The 17,246-nt window shown below is 62.8% G+C and carries 15 protein-coding genes; 12 read left to right on the forward strand and 3 right to left on the reverse strand.

Features of this window, described 5'->3' with window-relative positions; translation table 11 throughout:
* Nucleotides 1–197: 197 nt before the first annotated feature.
* The 6 genes from EP867_RS02250 to EP867_RS02275 are packed head-to-tail and all read left to right on the forward strand — an operon-like array spanning nt 198 to nt 4,657.
* Nucleotides 198–899 carry a response regulator transcription factor gene (locus EP867_RS02250; protein ID WP_128486587.1) on the forward strand — a complete coding sequence of 234 codons (702 nt, stop codon included), beginning with the start codon at nt 198–200 and terminating at the stop codon, nt 897–899.
* Nucleotides 896–2,596 carry a sensor histidine kinase gene (locus EP867_RS02255; RefSeq protein ID WP_128486588.1) on the forward strand — a complete coding sequence of 567 codons (1,701 nt, stop codon included), beginning with the start codon at nt 896–898 and terminating at the stop codon, nt 2,594–2,596. The genes EP867_RS02250 and EP867_RS02255 overlap by 4 nt, the downstream gene beginning before the upstream one ends.
* Nucleotides 2,593–3,015 carry an HPr kinase/phosphorylase gene (locus EP867_RS02260; RefSeq protein WP_128486589.1) on the forward strand — a complete coding sequence of 141 codons (423 nt, stop codon included), beginning with the start codon at nt 2,593–2,595 and terminating at the stop codon, nt 3,013–3,015. Before EP867_RS02255 ends, EP867_RS02260 begins: the two co-directional genes overlap by 4 nt.
* Nucleotides 3,016–3,025: 10 nt before the next feature.
* Nucleotides 3,026–3,937, forward strand: coding sequence for an RNase adapter RapZ (gene rapZ, locus EP867_RS02265; RefSeq protein ID WP_128486788.1), 912 nt, complete (start codon nt 3,026–3,028; stop codon nt 3,935–3,937).
* A gap of 22 nt (nt 3,938–3,959) precedes the next feature.
* Nucleotides 3,960–4,388, forward strand: coding sequence for a PTS sugar transporter subunit IIA (locus EP867_RS02270; RefSeq protein ID WP_128486590.1), 429 nt, complete (start codon nt 3,960–3,962; stop codon nt 4,386–4,388).
* Complete coding sequence (locus tag EP867_RS02275) at nt 4,385–4,657, forward strand: HPr family phosphocarrier protein (RefSeq protein WP_128486591.1); 273 nt, start codon at nt 4,385–4,387, stop codon at nt 4,655–4,657. The genes EP867_RS02270 and EP867_RS02275 overlap by 4 nt, the downstream gene beginning before the upstream one ends.
* A gap of 64 nt (nt 4,658–4,721) precedes the next feature.
* Here EP867_RS02275 and EP867_RS20425 read toward each other — a convergent pair whose 3' ends face one another.
* The gene (locus tag EP867_RS20425) at nt 4,722–5,651 is read right to left on the reverse strand and encodes a hypothetical protein (RefSeq protein ID WP_128486592.1); all 930 of its coding nucleotides are present in this window, start codon (nt 5,649–5,651) and stop codon (nt 4,722–4,724) included.
* Between the two features lie 50 nt (nt 5,652–5,701).
* Nucleotides 5,702–6,172: a transcription elongation factor GreA gene (gene greA / locus EP867_RS02285; protein WP_128486593.1), complete on the reverse strand. Its 471-nt coding sequence runs from the start codon at nt 6,170–6,172 to the stop codon at nt 5,702–5,704.
* A gap of 301 nt (nt 6,173–6,473) precedes the next feature.
* On the opposite strand from greA, the gene EP867_RS02290 reads away from it, so the two are divergent.
* The 3 genes from EP867_RS02290 to EP867_RS02300 all read left to right on the forward strand — a co-directional run bounded on the left by EP867_RS02290 (nt 6,474) and on the right by EP867_RS02300 (nt 10,781).
* On the forward strand, nt 6,474–8,129 hold the full coding sequence (locus EP867_RS02290) for an electron transfer flavoprotein-ubiquinone oxidoreductase (protein ID WP_128486594.1): 1,656 nt from the start codon (nt 6,474–6,476) through the stop codon (nt 8,127–8,129).
* Between the two features lie 82 nt (nt 8,130–8,211).
* Nucleotides 8,212–9,921, forward strand: a complete 1,710-nt coding sequence (locus EP867_RS02295) for a tetratricopeptide repeat protein (protein WP_241656792.1) — start codon at nt 8,212–8,214, stop codon at nt 9,919–9,921.
* Nucleotides 9,922–9,923: 2 nt separating this feature from the next.
* Nucleotides 9,924–10,781 (forward strand): 4-(cytidine 5'-diphospho)-2-C-methyl-D-erythritol kinase, encoded by an 858-nt coding sequence (locus tag EP867_RS02300; protein ID WP_380050379.1) that lies wholly within the window; start codon nt 9,924–9,926, stop codon nt 10,779–10,781.
* A gap of 41 nt (nt 10,782–10,822) precedes the next feature.
* On the opposite strand, the gene EP867_RS02305 is transcribed toward EP867_RS02300, so the two are convergent.
* Nucleotides 10,823–11,965: a type III PLP-dependent enzyme domain-containing protein gene (locus EP867_RS02305; RefSeq protein ID WP_128486596.1), complete on the reverse strand. Its 1,143-nt coding sequence runs from the start codon at nt 11,963–11,965 to the stop codon at nt 10,823–10,825.
* A 221-nt stretch (nt 11,966–12,186) separates the two neighbouring features.
* Here EP867_RS02305 and EP867_RS02310 point away from each other — a divergent pair, with 221 nt between their 5' ends.
* The 3 genes from EP867_RS02310 to murD all read left to right on the forward strand — a co-directional run bounded on the left by EP867_RS02310 (nt 12,187) and on the right by murD (nt 17,203).
* Complete coding sequence (locus EP867_RS02310) at nt 12,187–12,618, forward strand: Lrp/AsnC family transcriptional regulator (protein WP_128486597.1); 432 nt, start codon at nt 12,187–12,189, stop codon at nt 12,616–12,618.
* Nucleotides 12,619–12,685: 67 nt separating this feature from the next.
* The gene (locus tag EP867_RS02315; protein WP_128486598.1) at nt 12,686–15,796 is read left to right on the forward strand and encodes a valine--tRNA ligase; all 3,111 of its coding nucleotides are present in this window, start codon (nt 12,686–12,688) and stop codon (nt 15,794–15,796) included.
* Between the two features lie 3 nt (nt 15,797–15,799).
* Nucleotides 15,800–17,203, forward strand: a complete 1,404-nt coding sequence (murD, locus tag EP867_RS02320) for a UDP-N-acetylmuramoyl-L-alanine--D-glutamate ligase (protein ID WP_128486599.1) — start codon at nt 15,800–15,802, stop codon at nt 17,201–17,203.
* Nucleotides 17,204–17,246 lie beyond the last annotated feature (43 nt).

Raw genomic sequence — 17,246 nt, forward strand, 5'->3', positions numbered from 1 at the left:
ATTTTGGAAGCTTGAATCAGAATTCAGACCGGTTGGGAATCCCGAATGTCCACGGGGCCTAGTCAAAGCCTGGGAATTACTGCGGCCTGATACCCCTCAGAGGGGCGCTCGATTCGCCTTTCCGGTTGAAGGCGGCCCGTGAAATAAGGACAATAAGCGCAAAACAATACATTGAGCAGTAGTTTGGGGACGGTGTGATGTCGCGTATCGCGCTTGTGGACGACGACAGAAATATTCTGACGTCGGTATCTATCACTCTCGAGGCCGAGGGCTTTGAGGTGGAAACTTACAACGATGGCCAGTCAGCGCTCGACGGGTTCAACCGTAAATTGCCGGATCTGGCGGTGCTTGATATCAAAATGCCGCGAATGGACGGCATGGATCTGCTGCAGCGTCTGCGGCAGAAAACCAATATGCCCGTGATCTTTCTGACCTCGAAGGACGATGAGATCGACGAGCTTCTGGGCCTGCGGATGGGCGCGGATGACTATATCCGCAAACCCTTCAGTCAACGCCTTCTGGTTGAGCGGATCCGCGCCCTTCTGCGTCGGCAGGAGTTTCGGCAGGGCGCGGAAACGCCGCAGAACGAAGAAAGCCGTCTGATGGAGCGCGGACATCTGCGCATGGACCCTTTGCGGCATTCCGTCACCTGGAAAGGCCAGGACGTCTCTCTGACCGTGACCGAGTTTTTGCTGTTGCAGGCGCTTGCCCAGCGGCCGGGGTTCGTAAAGTCGCGCGACCAGCTGATGGATGTGGCCTATGACGATCAGGTCTATGTCGATGACCGCACGATCGACAGCCACGTCAAGCGCCTTCGCAAGAAGATGCGCGCCGTCGACAGCGATTTCGCCGCCATCGAGACGCTTTATGGCATCGGCTATCGTTACAACGAAGAATGAGCGCCGCTTCCTCCCCTCTCTCTGACCGCCCGCAGCAGACCCCGCGCCCTGAGGAGGGCAGCGTGGTTCTGGGGGAAGACTGGGTCAGCCCCTCCGCCACGGCGGATGCCGATCTGCGCGACCGGCGGCGCCGGCGTGGCATGCTGTCGCTGAACCGCTCGCCTCTGGCGCGTAAGATCGTGATTTTTAACCTGATGGCCCTGGTCGTCATGGTGGCGGGGGTGCTGTTTCTCCATCCCTTCCGCACCAGCCTTCTGGTCCAGCGTGAGGCAGCTCTCGTCACCGAGACCCGGCTGATCGCCTCGCTCGTGGCGCGGCAGGAGGGGGGAGCAGAGGCGAAGATTGCACAACTGGCCGATCTGCCACGCTCGCCGCATACCGAGCTGCGTCTTTATGACCGGTCGGGGCGTGTGACCGGCACCGCCCCGGCGCCTGCCGATCCTGAGGAGAGGTCTGCGGCCTCTGACGAGAATACGGTCCTGAGTGATCTGCTCTCCGGCGTCTGGCATCTGGTCGCCGATATGATCCCCGGCAGCGCGCCCCCGCGAGAGGCGACCATTCGCTCTGAGGTGGCGGCTTCGCTGGTGGCGCAGGTTCTGGCAGGCGGGCAGACCGCTTCTGTCAGCGGGCTTGATGCGCGCGGAGCCACGCTTTTCGCTGTGGCCGCCCCGCTGCGCCCGGGGGACAGAGAGAGCGGGATCCTTGTTGCGCTGACCGAGGGGGGGGCGCTGGACCGCCTTGTCCGCAATGAGCGCGAGCAGATCCTTCGGATGTTTGCCATCGCGCTGGTCGTCTCTGTGGCGCTCAGCCTGGTTCTGGCCTCGACCATCGCCAATCCACTCGCCGATCTTGCGGCGGCGGCCGAGCTTGGCCGGGATCGCAACGCCCGCAAGCTGGCCCCGGGCCGGGTGCGCATTCCCGATCTGACGGCACGCCCCGATGAGATCGGACGTCTGTCGGGGGCTCTGCGCGGCATGGTGGCCGCACTTTACGACCGCATTGATGCCAATGAACAGTTCGCGGCGGATGTGGCCCATGAGATCAAGAACCCGCTGGCCTCTCTGCGCTCGGCGGTCGGCAGCCTGCGGCTGGTCAGCAAGCCGGAACATCGGGACCGCCTGCTTGATGTGATTGACCATGACGTGCGCCGCCTCGACCGGCTGGTCAGCGATATTTCCAATGCCTCGCGGCTCGACAGTGAGCTGGTCAAAGAGGAGGAGGAGGAGTTCAACCTTCTGCGAACCGTCAGGAATATCAACGAATATCTCGGTCAGCAGGCCGGGGAGAAGGGCGTTGATTTCATCACCGATCTGCCCGCTGACCCCATCCTGATCCACGGGCTGGAGGGGCGGCTGGCACAGGTTTTCGTCAATCTGATCGGCAATGCGATTTCCTTTTGTGAAGAGGGGGACGCCGTCCGGGTCTGGGTGCGCCGGCGCGAGAACCGGGTGCTGGTGGTCGTAGAGGACACGGGGCCGGGGATCCCGGAAGAGGCGCTCTCAAAGATCTTCAACCGTTTTTACTCTGAGCGTCCGGAGGGGCAGTTCGGCGAACATTCGGGCCTTGGTCTGGCGATCTCAAAACAGATCATTGAGGCGCATGGCGGCGTGATCTGGGCGGAAAATATCCGCCCGACCGAAGATGACATCACCTCGCCGCCGCTGGGCGCACGCTTCGTGGTGGGTCTGCGGGTGTGAGCGGGACGGAGAGGCTGCACGCAAGCTGCGTCGACTTTGAGGGGCGCGGGGTTCTGATCACCGGTCCTTCGGGGGCGGGAAAATCCTCTCTGGCGCTGCAACTGATGGGCTATGGCGGGCGGCTGGTCGCGGATGACTGCGTGGAGCTGCGCGCGGCTCCTGAGGGGGTGATCGCCCGGGCCCCGGCGGGATTGCCGCATCTGATCGAGGCGCGCGGCATCGGCCTGCTGCGCGCAGAGCTTTGCGCGGAAACGACGTTACACCTCTGGGTTGAGCTGACCCAACGTCAGGGACCGAGACTGCCACAGTTTTGTGACAGATGCCTGCTCAACCACCGGCTGGAACTTGTCTCTGCGCCGCTCTCTTGCCATCTTGGGGCCGCGATCCGGCAATATATTCGGTGCGGACGGGAGAGTTGAAGTGAGTGAAATCACGGGAGAAGTTCAGCAGCGTATCGTGCTGGTCACCGGCCCTTCGGGGGCAGGGCGCGGCACGGCGATTTCGGTGCTGGAAGATCTCGGCTTTGAAGCGATCGACAACCTGCCGCTTTCGCTGATTCCGCGGCTGCTGGACGGGCCGATCCTTGGCCGGCGCGTGGCCCTGGGGATCGATGTGCGCAACCGCGATTTCAGCGCGCTTGGTTTTATTGAGCTGATCGACACTCTGACGGCTGACCCGCGCGTCTCGCTTGAACTGCTTTATCTCGATTGCCGTGTCGATGTGCTGGTTCACCGCTATTCTGAGACCCGTCGCCGCCATCCTCTGTTGCCCTCTCAGCCGCCGCTGGAAGGCATTCTGCGGGAAGCCGATCTGCTGGTGCCGATCCGCAACCGGGCGGATCTGCTGATTGATACCTCGGATCTCTCGCCGCACGATCTGAAGGCCGAGCTGGCAGCCTGGATCGGCGATGCCCCGGCGCAGCGGCTGGCGGTTTCGGTGCAGAGTTTCAGCTATAAGCGCGGCATCCCGCGGGGCGTCGATATGATTTTCGACTGCCGCTTTCTGCGCAATCCCTATTGGGAGCCGAAGCTGCGCCCCCTGAACGGGCGCGACCCGCGAGTGGCGGATTACGTCAGTAAAGACCCCCGTTTTGCGGAATACTTTGATCGGGTCGCGGGTCTGGTAAGGATGCTGCTCCCTGCCCATATAGAGGAGGGTAAGGCGCATCTGGTCATCGGATTTGGCTGCACGGGCGGTCAGCACAGGTCTGTTGCAGTCGCAGAAAAACTGGGCGATACCCTGTCACAGGAAGGCTGGCAGGTTGCAATCCGCCACCGCGAACTTGAGCGCGCCCCACAGGGCACCGCGGCTGCGAAAGCGCCTGCCGCGGGTGAGGAGTAAGTCAGCCGCCATGGGCCAGGCAATGTCTCATCTCTCAACCACCGCCGACATCGGCATTGTGATCGTCGCGCATGGCGGCCTCGCACGCGAGTTGCTTGCTGCGGTGCAGCATGTGGTGGGCATTCAGAATGGTGTGCGCGCAGTCAGCATTGATGCTGATTACGATCGCACCGCCAAATGGGTCGAGATCCGCGATGCGGCCATGTCGGTGGATACCGGCTCTGGTGTGGCGGTGGTGGTCGATCTGCACGGAAGCTCTCCGGCCAACCTCTGTCAGGCGGTGAAAGGTCCGGGTGCGCGGCATATTCTGACCGGGGCCAATGTGCCTATGTTGCTTAAACTCATGCAATCGCGACATCTTCCGCTGGACGAGGCGGTTCAGGCTGCGGTACTTGCGGGTCGTAAGTACATTGACGGCCGCGATCTGGGGCCGGGGGAGAGCCGCCTGTGACCACCAGTCAAAACCTGAAGATCGTCAACGAGAAAGGGCTGCATGCCCGGGCTTCGGCGAAGTTTGTTGAGACGGTGGAGTCCTTCGACGGCGTGGCCATGGTCAGCCGCGACGGGATGCGCGTTTCGGGCGATTCGATCATGGGCCTGCTGATGCTGGGGGCCCATAAGGGCACTTTTATCGAAGTCGAGACCAGCGGCCCTCAGGCCAGTGAACTGCTGAGCGCATTGCAGGCGCTGGTGGCGAACCGCTTCGGCGAAGACTTCTGATCCGCGCAGGATGTTCGGATCAAAGGCCCCTTCGAGGGGCCTTTTTCATGCGATGAAGGCGGGGTCAGTCAAAGACCCCGGCCACCCGGCCCAGCAGCATGAAGGCGCGGGAGGTGCGGGTCTCGGACATGGCCTGGAGATCAGCATCGGAGGCCTCTTTGCTGAAGGTCTGCAGGCAGCGGTCGTATTGGCGCAGGAAATGATGTGCCGCATCGCGGAAAACGGCATCCGAGCGCATCCGCGCCCCGGTCAGCGCCAGCGAGGAGCGGTCGTGGATCCCGCCGATGGCGGCAACCGTGGCCCCGCGCTCGCCGCCCGCGAAACGCCGCCAGAGTTCCGTCGGCGCCGGTTCGGGAAGAAGATCATCCATATAGATGCCGTCCTGCGCCAGAAGCGTCAGCACATCCTGGGCTGAGCGGATCATCCGTGCCGCATCGCGGTCTTCAAGCGCCAGGCGCAGGCAGCGGATGCCCTCTGCATCCTCGGGGCCGTCGGGGAAGTTCAGCGCACGGCTGAGTTCCTCGGGGCGCAGGGGCGGGCCTGCAGGCTGCAGATCAAAGGCGAGAGAGGACTGATCCTCAGAGGGCGCGCGCTGCGCAGGCTGGGGCCGGGCCGCCGCAGGCTGGGGGCGGGGGGCAGGCTGGGACGGGGCGGCCGCGGGACGCAGCGCTGCGGCGCTGGCCTGGGTGCGGGTGGTGCGCTCCTGGCGCAGGGCCTCAAGGGCGGCACGCAGGCTGCGGGCCTCTTCTTTCAGCAGGCGCATGCGGTGCAGGGCAAAGCCCGCGCCGGCAAAAAGCAGCGCGGGCAGAACGACCAGCGCGATCAGGCTGACACCGCGCGGCGCACTTTCGCCGCCGAAGAAAGCCAGCGCGAGACCGCCGGCCAGCCAGACCAGACCCAGTCCGAGGGTCAGCACTTCCGCAGCACTGACCTGCGAAACGACCGGCTCACCCGCCGGGCCGGGGGGCGTTGTGGGGCGAAGACGCTCAGGCATGAAGATGCTCAGACATGGCGGGTGATCCTGCACATGGTCTTACCCGCTGCTTACTCGTAACGGATGGAGATCACTTCATAGTTACGCTGCCCGCCGGGGGTGCGCACTTCGACGCTGTCGCCTTCGTCTTTGCCGATCAGGGCGCGGGCGAGGGGCGATTTGATGTTCAGCAGGCCGCGCTCAAGATCGGCTTCGGCTTCACCGACGATCTGATAGCTGCGCTCTTCATCGGTGTCTTCATCAACGATGACGATCTTGGCGCCGAACTTGATCGAACCCGAGAGTTTCGACGTGTCAATCACCTCTGCCAGGCCCAGCAGCCCTTCGAGTTCCTTGATTCGGCCCTCTACAAAGCTCTGGCGCTCACGCGCCGCATGATACTCAGCGTTTTCCGAGAGGTCACCGTGCTCACGTGCCTCTGCAATCGCGCGGATAACTGCAGGCCGCTCTTCGCTTTTCAGTTGACGCAGTTCTGCGTCGAGCTGGTCAAATCCTGCCCGGGTCATCGGGATCTTTTCCATCGCCCCGCCTCCTTAAAAGCTGACGCCATGCCTTTTGGGGGCACGGCGTCCTGAGTGTTTGATTAATTCCTGACCGCTGCGGGGCCGGATTGCAAGCCCCCGCTTCGTGATGCGGCAGAACCCCGCAAGGCCCGGATTTTCTGCGCGGATGCTGAGGAAAGATGCAGAAGTGATATGCATATGCGCAATAATGTTATCGCGCGATTGACCCCTGCGGGAGGCTTCGCTAGCAAGGCCGCGACACAAAGACCCACGCGCGCGGGCCCGTGCGCTAGCGGACCCCGACTTGACGGAGGCAAAAATGACGGAAGCGATCGAACGCGAGTCGATGGAATATGATGTGGTCATCGTTGGCGGTGGTCCGTCGGGGCTTTCGGCCGCGATCCGGCTGAAGCAGCTTGACCCCGATCTGTCGGTGGTTCTGCTGGAAAAGGGCTCTGAGATCGGGGCGCATATTCTCTCCGGCGCGGTTCTCGACCCCGCGGGTCTTGATGCGCTGATCCCGGACTGGAAGGAAAAGGGTGCGCCGGTCACCGTTGAGGTGAAGGACGACAATTTCCTCGTGCTTGGCGAAGCGGGCAGCCTGCGCATTCCGAACTGGCCGATGCCGGGCTTCATGCACAACCACGGCAATTACATCGTCTCGATGGCGAATGTCTGCCGCTGGCTGGCGGAACAGGCCGAAGCGCTCGGCGTGGAAATCTTCCCCGGCATGTCGGCAAGCCAGCTGGTCTATGGGCCGAACGGCGAAGTCAAAGGCGTGGTCGCCGGTGAATTCGGCCGCGACGGTGAGACCGGCGAGCCGGGTCCGGGCTATGAGCCGGGGATGGAGCTGCTGGGCAAATATGTCTTCCTGTCGGAAGGCGTGCGCGGCTCGCTCTCGAAGGAAGTCATTGCGAAATACGATCTTTCTGCCGGTAAAGAGCCGCAGAAGTTCGGCATCGGGATGAAAGAAATCTGGGAGATCGATCCCGCCAAGCACAAGCTTGGTTCGGTCACCCATACCATGGGCTGGCCGCTGGGCAATAAAACCGGTGGCGGTTCCTTCATCTATCACATCGAGAACAATCAGGTTTACGTGGGCTTCGTGGTCCACCTGAACTACGAAAACCCCTATCTCTACCCCTATATGGAGTTCCAGCGCTTCAAGCATCACCCGGTGGTGGCGGAGCTTCTGAAGGGCGGCAAGCGCGTGGCTTACGGTGCGCGCGCCATTACTGAGGGCGGCTGGCAGTCGCTGCCGAAGCTCGTGGCTCCGGGCGTGGCGCTGCTGGGCTGCTCGGCCGGTATGGTCAACGTGCCGCGCATCAAGGGCAACCACAACGCGATGCTCTCGGGCAAAGCGGCGGCTGAGGCTGCCTATGAGGCGCTGAAGGCCGGTCGGGAAAGCGATGAGCTGACCGCTTATGAGACTTCGGTGCGTTCGGGTCCGATCGCCAAAGACCTCAAGCCCGTGCGCAATATGAAGCCGCTCTGGTCGAAATTTGGTCTCGCGCTTGGCGTGCCGCTCGGTGGTCTTGATATGTGGACCAACAACCTCTTCGGTCTGTCGCTCTTTGGCACTCTGGGGCACGGCAAAAACGACGCTCAGGCGACCGGTGAGGCGAAGAACTTCAAGCCGATCGATTACCCGAAACCCGATGGCGTTTTGTCCTTCGATCGTCTGACCAACGTGGCTTTCTCTTTCACCAACCATGAAGAGAGCCAGCCCTGCCACCTGAAGCTCAAAGACAAGTCGATCCCGATCGCGGTCAACCTGCCGAAATATGCAGAACCCGCGCAGCGGTATTGCCCGGCCGGCGTCTATGAGGTGATCGGGGAGGGGGCGGATGCCCGCTTCCAGATCAACTTCCAGAACTGCGTCCATTGCAAAACCTGCGACATCAAAGACCCGTCGCAGAACATCAACTGGACCACGCCGCAGGGTGGCGACGGTCCGAACTACCCGAATATGTGACGCTTGCGTGATATGCGCGCCGGGGGAATTGCCCCGGCGCGCATTGGGCCTTAGCTTGTCGCAGGTAAGCCGGAGATCCGATTTGACTTCTTTGTCGTCCCTGCGTTTCGTCCTGGCCCTTGCCGGGGCTTCTTTATTGCCGCTGAGCGCGCTGCCTGCGAAGGCAGAGGTGGCCGGGCCCTATCTGGCAGCACGCTCTGCCGATATCGCCTCTGACTTCCGCGAGGCGTCCCACTGGCTGGGGCTGGCGCTGGAGCATGATCCGGCGAATGTCACTCTGCTGGAAAGTCTGGTGGTGGCCCTGACCGGCGAGGGAGAGGTTGCCAGAGCCGTCCCCGTCGCAGAGCGTCTGGCCGGGCTGGGTGAGGCGGCACCGATCACCACCACCGTGATCATCGCAGGCAAATTCGCCGCGCAGGATTATGCAGCCCTTCTCAGTGATCTGCCCGCCGCGCAGATCGGTCCGGGCAATCTGGTCAATCAGCTGCTGCTTGGCTGGGCGCATATCGGCGCGGGCAGCATGTCTGAGGGGATCGCCGCTTTCGACGCGCTGAACAAAGCCGCCGGGATGGAGCTCTTCGGGCTTTACCACAAGGCACTTGCCCTTGCGATGGCCGGGGATTTTGAAGGCGCAGCCGAATTGATGGCGGATGAGAAGAATGCTCTCTTCTCGACCCGCCGTGGCACCTTCGCCCGCATTGAAGTGCTCAGCCAGCTTGATCGCTTTGACGAAGCAAAAGGTCTGCTGGATGCGGGCTTCGGGGATCGCACCGATCCGGAGATTGCCACCCTGCGTGCCCGTCTGGACAAGCGTGAGGCGCTGCCTTTTGAAACCGTGCGCACTGCCCAGGATGGTGCGGCAGAGGTCTTTCACATTCTCGCAGGGCTGATGCAGGGGGAGGCCCCCGACAGCGAGACGCTGATCCAGTCGCGTCTGTCAGAATATCTGCGCCCCGATCATACCGACGCAACGCTGCTGACCGCCTCGGTGCTCGAAAACCTTGGTCGATACGAGCTGGCAGTTGAGGCTTATGATCGTATCCCCGCCGCCAACCCCAGCTACCTCGCGGCCCAGACGGGCAGGGTGACGGCGCTTTATCAGTCAGACCGCAAGGCGGAGGCCGTTGCGGGCATGACCGAACTGGTCAAAGCCTATCCGAAGTATCTCTCGGTTCATGTGGGCCTCGGCGATCTGCTGCGCCGCGAAGAGCGTTATGGCGAAGCCGCCGCCGCCTATTCGCGGGCCATTGAACTGCTGGGCCGTCCGGAACCAGCCCATTGGGCGCTTTACTACAGCCGTGGCATCGCCTGGGAGCAGGCAAAGGAATTCGGCAAAGCAGAACCGGATTTCCGCAAAGCGCTTGAGTTGAACCCCGGTCAGCCGGAGGTTCTGAATTACCTTGGCTACTCGCTTCTCGATCGGAATATGAAGATTGAAGAAGCGATCGGGATGATCGAGGAAGCCGTGCGCAAGCGGCCGCGCGATGGTTATATCATCGACTCTCTGGCCTGGGGGCTGTTCCTGACCGGCCGTTACGAGGAGGCGGTGCAGCATATGGAGACCGCCTCTCTGCTGATGCCGGTGGATCCGATTGTGACCGATCACCTTGGCGATGTGTATTGGGCGGTGGGGCGTCACTCTGAAGCCCGCTTCCAGTGGCGCCGCGCCCTCTCCTTTGAGCCGACGGAAAAGGACGCTAACCGCATCCGCCGCAAGCTGGAGGTCGGGCTGGATCAGGTTCTGGTCGAAGAAAAACTTCCCACACTGGATGCACGACGCGTTAAAAAATGAGCCTGACTGAATTTGCCGCCGCTAAGATCAACCTGGCCCTTCATGTGACCGGGCAGCGCGATGATGGCTACCACCTGCTTGACAGCCTGGTCAGCTTTGCCGGGGTGGGGGACCGCCTGAGGCTGGTCGAAGGCGCAGCAGAGCCGCTGCGGATCATCGGCCCGGAGGGGCGGGGCCTTTCTGCGGGGGAAGATAATCTGGTTCTGAAAGCCGCCCGGCTTTGCGGCCTGCCTGAGGGGCTGGGGCTTGAACTGGAAAAGTCTTTGCCGCGGGCCTCTGGCATCGGTGGCGGTTCCGCGGATGCGGCAGCGACTTTGCGGCTGCTTTCGCGCAACAGCGGGGCGGCGCTTCCGGGGGCGGGGGCGGTCCTGTCGCTGGGGGCGGATGTTCCGGTCTGTCTGGCCGGGCAGAGTTGCCGGATGTCAGGGATCGGCGAAATTCTGACGCCGGCTCCGGCGCTGCCGAAGCTTTGGGTGCTGCTGGCCAATCCTCGGGTCGAAGTGCCGACGCCTGCGGTCTTTCGCGCCCTGAAGGTGAAGGAGAACCCGCCTCTGGCGCTGCCGGAGACCTCTTGGGCGGATGCGGGCGCGTTTCTCGACTGGCTGGCAGAGCAGCGCAATGATCTCGAAGAGCCCGCGATTGCTCTGGCGCCTCAGATCGGTGATCTGCTCGATACGCTCTGGGATCTGCCGGAGGTTCTTTTCGCCCGGATGTCCGGCTCAGGCGCCACCTGCTTTGCGCTTTTTGCGGAAAAATCAGCCGCGATGCGGGCGGTTTATGACGTGCAGGACTGCTACCCGGACTGGTGGGTGGCGGCTGGTCCGTTGGGGGATGCAGCAGAGGTTTCGCCCGAAGAATGAGGGCGGCGGAGGGCCCGCTGTGCGGGCCGCTCCGTCAGGTGTCATTTCAGCGAGAGCACGGTTTCAATCGCCACATCCCCGAAGCCGTTGAAGCGGGTGTTGGTGGCGATGGAATAGGCCCCGAGCCCGCTGAAAAGCAGATAGTCCCCCTCGGCCAGATCGCCCGCGAGCGGAACGGCCCCCGGCAGACGGTCAACCCAGTCGCAGGTCGGGCCAAAGAGCACCCGCAGCCGTGCGGGGCCGTTTTTCCGCTGCCCTTCCGGGCTCAGCACCTCGATGCGGTCCGTCAGACCGACGAGCGGCAGCTCATCAAGACTGCCATAGGTGCCGTCGTTCAGAAAAACATGCTCATCATCGCGCAGCGCCCGCACGCAGGTGCCAAGGGTGAAGCATTCCGCCACCATCCCGCGCCCCGGCTCGCAGACGAGTTGGGGCGCGGTTTCGCCGAAAGCACTTTGGGTGCTGACAGCAATGGCGGCGAAGATCCCCTTCAGATCAGGCTTCTCGCCGTTCAGGCGGTGCCCCGGAAAGCCACCGCCGACGTTCAGACGGGCGATCGTCACCCCGGCCTTTTGCGCAATCTCAGCCGCGGCCAGAATATGACGCTCCCACTCTGCGGCTTCCGTGCATTGGGTGCCAGGGTGGAAGCTGAGCGAGGGGGTGAAGCCTGCGGCCGCCACCTGTGCCAGCAGATCTGCAGCAAGCTCAGGGTCTGCGCCGAATTTGGCAAAGGCGCGGTCCTCTGCGCCCGGGGCGGGCAGGCGGAAGCGAACGCTGATTTCAACGCCCTGCGTGGGCAGCAGCTCAACCAGCTTGGCCAGTTCACTGCGGCTGTCGACGGCAAAGCTTTTCACCCGCAGCTCATGGGCGGCGATGATCTCATGGCGTGCGCGGACGGGGTTGTTGTAATGGATCACCGCATCGGGTGCGAGGCGGCGGATCAGGCGCATCTCGGCCACAGAGCCCACGTGAAAGCCGCGAAGACCGGCGGTGGCCAGGTTTTCGATCACCACTTCCATGGGATTGGCCTTGACCGCATAGCTCACAAAGCCCGGAAAGCCGTCAATGAAGCGGCGCGCGACATCCTGCAGGACACCGGGCGCGAAGAACATCACCGGATTTTCCGGGCGCTGGTGGGCGATATATTCCGCCGGCTTTGCCCAGATCGTTTTCGACAGTCCCATCGGCCAATCCTTTGCCAACAGAACGCAGCATCCTTGCCCCGGACTTCGGGTTGGGGAACGCGCGTGTGCGTTTCATCCAACCAGGCCAGGTGCGTATGAGCCGCCCTTTTCCTGAAAACTGAATTGGCGATATGCGGCACAAAGACTGCGTTGAAAACCTGTCATTCGACGAAATATGCCGTTATAATGACGAAAAGATCGTCATTCTGAAGGGGTGTGACATGGATGACATGGACCGGACCATCTTAGGCCTGCTCAGCGCGGATGCCCGCATGTCGGTGGCCACGCTGGCGCGGCGGCTGAAGGTGGCACGCTCCACCGTTCAGGCGCGGCTCGAGCGGCTGGAGGCCTCGGGGATCATTGCGGGCTATACGCTGAAACTGGGCGAAGCGGCGCGGGCGGCGCGGATCCGGGCGACCATTCTTCTGACGATTGAGCCCCGCGCCCAGGCCGCGATTCTCTCGCGTCTGAAATCGGTGCCGGAGGTTGAGGTGGCGCATACCACCTCGGGGCGCTTTGATCTCCTTTTGCAGGTGGCCGCGCCTTCGACAGCGGCTCTCGATGAGGTGTTGGACCGCATCGGTCTGCTGACCGGGGTGAAATCCTCCGAGTCGCTCATTCATCTTTCCACCCGGATCGACCGCGCGGTCTGACCTGCCGCACTTCCCCTTGCGGGTTCCAATCGCTACATAACGGTCAAGAAAATAGGGATACCCTGTCATGCCGATGGAAAAGACGTTTAACCCCGCCGAGGCCGAAGCCCGCATTGCCGCCCGCTGGGATGAGGCCAATGCCTTCGCAGCCGGTGCCAATGCCAGCCGCCCGGAGACTTTCTCCATCGTCATCCCGCCGCCGAATGTCACCGGCAGCCTGCATATGGGCCATGCCTTCAACAACACGCTGCAGGATATCCTGACGCGCTGGCACCGCATGCGCGGCTTTGACACCCTCTGGCAGCCGGGCACCGACCATGCGGGCATCGCGACCCAGATGGTGGTTGAGCGTGAGCTTGGCAAAGAGGGCAAGCGCCGCACCGATTTCACCCGCGAAGATTTCACCAAGCTCGTCTGGGAGCAGAAGAAGAAATCGCGCGGCAATATTATCGGCCAGCTGAAGCGCCTTGGCGCCTCGGCCGACTGGGCACGTGAAGCCTTCACCATGTCGGGGGCCCCCGGCGCGCCTGAGGGCGAGGAAGGCAACTTCCACGACGCGGTGATCAAGGTCTTCGTCGATATGTATCAGAAGGGTCTGATCTATCGCGGCAAGCGCCTGGTGAACTGGGACCCCCATTTTGAGACCGCAATCTCGGATCTGGAAGTGGAGCAGACCGAAGTCGCCGGCCACATGTGGCACTTCAAATATCCGCTCGCCGGTGGGGAGACCTATATCTACCGCGAGAAGGACGAAGACGGCGAAGTCATCTTCGAGGAAGAGCGCAACTATATTTCGATCGCCACCACCCGTCCCGAGACCATGCTCGGCGATGGCGCGATTGCTGTGAACCCGGCAGATGAGCGTTATCAGCCGATCATCGGGAAAATGGTCGAACTGCCCGCCGGTCCCGAAGAGGGCCGCCGCCTGATCCCGATCATTGCGGACCCCTATCCGGAAATGGATTTCGGCTCGGGCGCGGTGAAGATCACCGGCGCGCATGATTTCAACGACTATCAGGTCGCCAAGCGGGCCAATCTGCCGCTCTACCGTCTGATGGACACCAAAGCCCGCATGCGCACCGATGGCTATGACTATGCCACCTCGGTTGCAAAAGCGCGTGAGATTGCCGCCGGTGCGCCCTTCACGGAAGGCGAAGTCGATCTGATCAACCTGGTGCCGGACGCCTGGCGCGGACTTGATCGTTATGAATGCCGCAAAGCCGTGATCGAACAGGTCACCGGCGACGGCTTTGCCGTGACCGAGCTGGTTAAAGAGATTGATCCTGAGACCAATGCTGAAGACCTCTCGCTGGTCCCGGTGGTCGAAGACAAGAAGATCATGCAGCCCTTCGGCGACCGCTCGAAAGTGGTCATCGAGCCGATGCTGACCGACCAGTGGTTCGTCGATACCGCGAAGATCGTGGAACCGGCGCTGGACGCCGTGCGCTCGGGTAAAACCAAAATCATCCCGGAATCGGGTGAGAAGACCTATTACCACTGGCTGGAAAACATCGAGCCCTGGTGCATCTCGCGTCAGCTCTGGTGGGGTCACCAGATCCCGGTCTGGTATGGCCTTGATATCGCAGGTGGCTTCACCGACGACCAGGGCGACAATGCGCTCGATCACGTGGAGCTTTTCCGCCTGCTGAACGAGGGTCATTTCAACGCCAAAGACCCGGCCTATTTCTGCGCCCCGAACTTTGACGCGGTCTGCGGACAGTTCCGTGACGCATTGGCTCCGCTGCCGATGCCGCTGAACCATGCCCGCATCGTGGAAGTGGAAACCCGCGCGGAAGCCATGGATCTGCTGGTTTCCTCGCTGGCTGAGTATAACCTCAGCCAGGATCCGACCAAACTGGTCTATCCGGTCTGGCGCGAAGCCGATGTGCTTGACACCTGGTTCTCCTCGGGCCTCTGGCCGATCGGCACCATGGGCTGGCCGGAGCAGACGCCGGAACTGGCGAAATACCATCCGACCTCCGTTCTGATCACCGGGGCAGACATCCTCTTCTTCTGGGTTGCCCGGATGATGATGATGCAGCTTGCCGTGGTCGAAGACGTGCCCTTCCACACCGTCTATCTCCATGGCCTCGTGCGCGACGCCAAGGGCAAGAAGATGTCGAAATCTCTGGGCAACGTCGTCGACCCGCTGGAGATCATCGACGAATTCGGCGCGGATGCTTTGCGCTTCACGAATGCGGCCATGGCCTCGATCGGTGGCGTGCTGAAGATGGATATGAGCCGCATCACCGGCTACCGGAACTTCGGCACCAAGCTCTGGAACGCCACCCGCTTCGCGGAGATGAACGGCGTCTGGGAAGGTCATACCACGCAGACGGAGGCCCCCAAGGCCACCGCCGTGGTGAACCGCTGGATTCTCTCGGAAGCTGCGAAAGTGCGGGCTGAGGTCGATGAAGCTCTCGAGAACTTCCGCTTCAACGATGCGGCGGATGCGCTTTACAAATTCGTCTGGGGCAAGGTCTGCGACTGGTACGTCGAATTTGCCAAACCGCTCTTCGCCGATGAGGCACTGGCGGCGGAAACCCGTGCGACCATGGCCTTCGTGCTCGATCAGTCGATGATCCTGCTGCATCCGATCATGCCCTTTATCACCGAAGAGCTTTGGGCGCTGACCGGCGCGCGCCCGAAGCTGCTGGTCCATCAGGACTGGCCGACCTACGGCGACGAGATGATCGACGCGGAAGCGACCCGCGAGATGAACTGGGTGATCGCATTGATCGAAGACATCCGCTCGGCCCGTGCGCAGATGGGCGTGCCGGTGGGGCTGCACCTGCCGGTCCTGATGACCGAGCTGGATGCGACCGGCCGCGCGGCCTTTGCCCGCAACGAAGCGCTCATCAAGCGTCTGGCCCGTCTGGGCGACATCACGGAAGGTGCGGCCCCGAAGGGTTCGGTCACCATCCCGGTTGAGGGCGGGGCCTTCGCGCTGCCGCTGGCAGGGGTGATCGACGTGGCGGCTGAAAAGGCGCGCCTCGAGAAGGCTGCGGCGAAGATCGAGAAAGAGGCCGGCGGTCTGCGCGGGCGTCTGTCGAACCCGAAATTCGTCGAAAGCGCGGCGGAAGAAGTGGTTGAGGAAGCCCGCACCAACCTCGCCCTGCGTGAGGAAGAGCTTTCGAAACTCAAGGCGGCGCTGGCCCGTCTTGCAGAGATCGGCTGAGCCATGATCCCGGTTGAGGGTTTTGAAGGGCAGCGTGTGGGGGTGCTGGGGCTTGGACGCTCCGGCCTCGCCACCGCGCGGGCGCTGGCGGCCGGGGGGGCTATCCCGGTGGTCTGGGATGACAGCGCTGAGGGGCGCGCAAAGGCAGAGGCTGAGGGCTTTGCCCCTGAAGATCTGCGCCGCGACAATGTACTGACGACGCTGGCCTGCGTGATCACCTCGCCCGGCATCCCGCATCTTTACCCCGCGCCGCACCCTGTGCTGGCGCGGGCGATGCAGCTTGGCGTGCCGGTCGACAATGACATCGGGCTGTTCTTCCGCTCGCTGGGGCAAAGCTCCTGGGGGGACTACGATGTCGCCCCGCGTGTGGTGGCGGTCACCGGATCAAACGGCAAATCGACCACCACGGCGCTGATCACCCATATCCTGCAGGAAGCCGGACGTGATGCGGTCATGGCCGGGAATATCGGTCGCGGTGTGCTGGATATTGATCCGCCCGAAGACGGCGGCATCGTGGTGCTGGAGCTTTCGTCTTATCAGACCGATCTGGCGCGGGCGCTGACGCCGGATGTGGCGGTTTTCACCAATCTCTCGCCCGATCACATGGATCGTCACAACGGCATGGGCGGCTATTTCGCCGCCAAGCGCCGCCTTTTCGCGGAAGGTGGTCCGGACCGTGCGGTGATCGGTGTGGATGAGCCGGAAGGCGTCTATCTCGCCGGGCAGCTCAGCCACGGGCCCCAGGATGACCGGGTGATCCGCATCTCCTCGGGGCAAAAGCTTGATCAGTTCGGCTGGTCGGTCTTCGCGCGTAAGGGGTTTTTGTCGGAGTATCGCAAGGGCCGTCAGCTGGCCTCTGTGGATCTGCGCGGCGTTCCGGGGCTGCCGGGCGCGCATAACCATCAGAACGCCGCTGCCGCCTGGGCGGCCTGCCGGGCGCTTGGCCTTGGTCCGCGCGATATTGAACTGGCCCTGCACAGCTTTGCCGGTCTGCCGCACCGCAGCCAGATTGTGCGTGAGATCAATGGTGTGCGTTACGTCAACGACAGCAAGGCCACCAATGTCGACAGCGCGGTTCAGGCGCTGCGGGCCTTCCCGAAGATCCGCTGGATCGCGGGCGGGCTTGGCAAAGACGGCGGCGTTCAGGGCGCGCTGAATGATCTGGGCAATGTGGTCAAGGCCTATCTGATCGGCCATTCGGCCCGCGAATTTGCGCTGCAGCTTGGCGGTCTTGAGCAGGAGATCTGCGAGACCATGGAGCAGGCCGTGGCCCGCGCCCATGCCGAAGCCGAGCCGGGTGAGGTGGTCCTGCTGGCCCCTGCGGCGGCGAGTTTCGATCAATACACCAGCTTCGAGAAACGGGGTGAGCATTTCACCGATCTGGTCCGGGCTCTGCCCGAAGCCTGACGGAAAAAGGCCCGGAGGTGACCTCCGGGCCTTTTTCATGGGG

The sequence above is a fragment of the Falsigemmobacter intermedius genome, assembly GCF_004054105.1.
Lineage (GTDB): Bacteria > Pseudomonadota > Alphaproteobacteria > Rhodobacterales > Rhodobacteraceae > Wagnerdoeblera > Wagnerdoeblera intermedia.

What these genes read in the sequence shown, in the direction of transcription:
- EP867_RS02290 (WP_128486594.1), top strand. Translation starts at nt 6,474, where the DNA reads ATGACGGAAGCGATCGAACGCGAGTCGATGGAATATGATGTGGTCATC.
- murD (WP_128486599.1), top strand. Translation starts at nt 15,800, where the DNA reads ATGATCCCGGTTGAGGGTTTTGAAGGGCAGCGTGTGGGGGTGCTGGGG.
- greA (WP_128486593.1), bottom strand. Translation starts at nt 6,172, where the DNA reads ATGGAAAAGATCCCGATGACCCGGGCAGGATTTGACCAGCTCGACGCA.
- EP867_RS02250 (WP_128486587.1), top strand. Translation starts at nt 198, where the DNA reads ATGTCGCGTATCGCGCTTGTGGACGACGACAGAAATATTCTGACGTCG.
- EP867_RS02315 (WP_128486598.1), top strand. Translation starts at nt 12,686, where the DNA reads ATGCCGATGGAAAAGACGTTTAACCCCGCCGAGGCCGAAGCCCGCATT.
- EP867_RS02270 (WP_128486590.1), top strand. Translation starts at nt 3,960, where the DNA reads ATGTCTCATCTCTCAACCACCGCCGACATCGGCATTGTGATCGTCGCG.
- EP867_RS02305 (WP_128486596.1), bottom strand. Translation starts at nt 11,965, where the DNA reads ATGGGACTGTCGAAAACGATCTGGGCAAAGCCGGCGGAATATATCGCC.
- EP867_RS02255 (WP_128486588.1), top strand. Translation starts at nt 896, where the DNA reads ATGAGCGCCGCTTCCTCCCCTCTCTCTGACCGCCCGCAGCAGACCCCG.
- EP867_RS02310 (WP_128486597.1), top strand. Translation starts at nt 12,187, where the DNA reads ATGGATGACATGGACCGGACCATCTTAGGCCTGCTCAGCGCGGATGCC.
- EP867_RS20425 (WP_128486592.1), bottom strand. Translation starts at nt 5,651, where the DNA reads ATGCCTGAGCGTCTTCGCCCCACAACGCCCCCCGGCCCGGCGGGTGAG.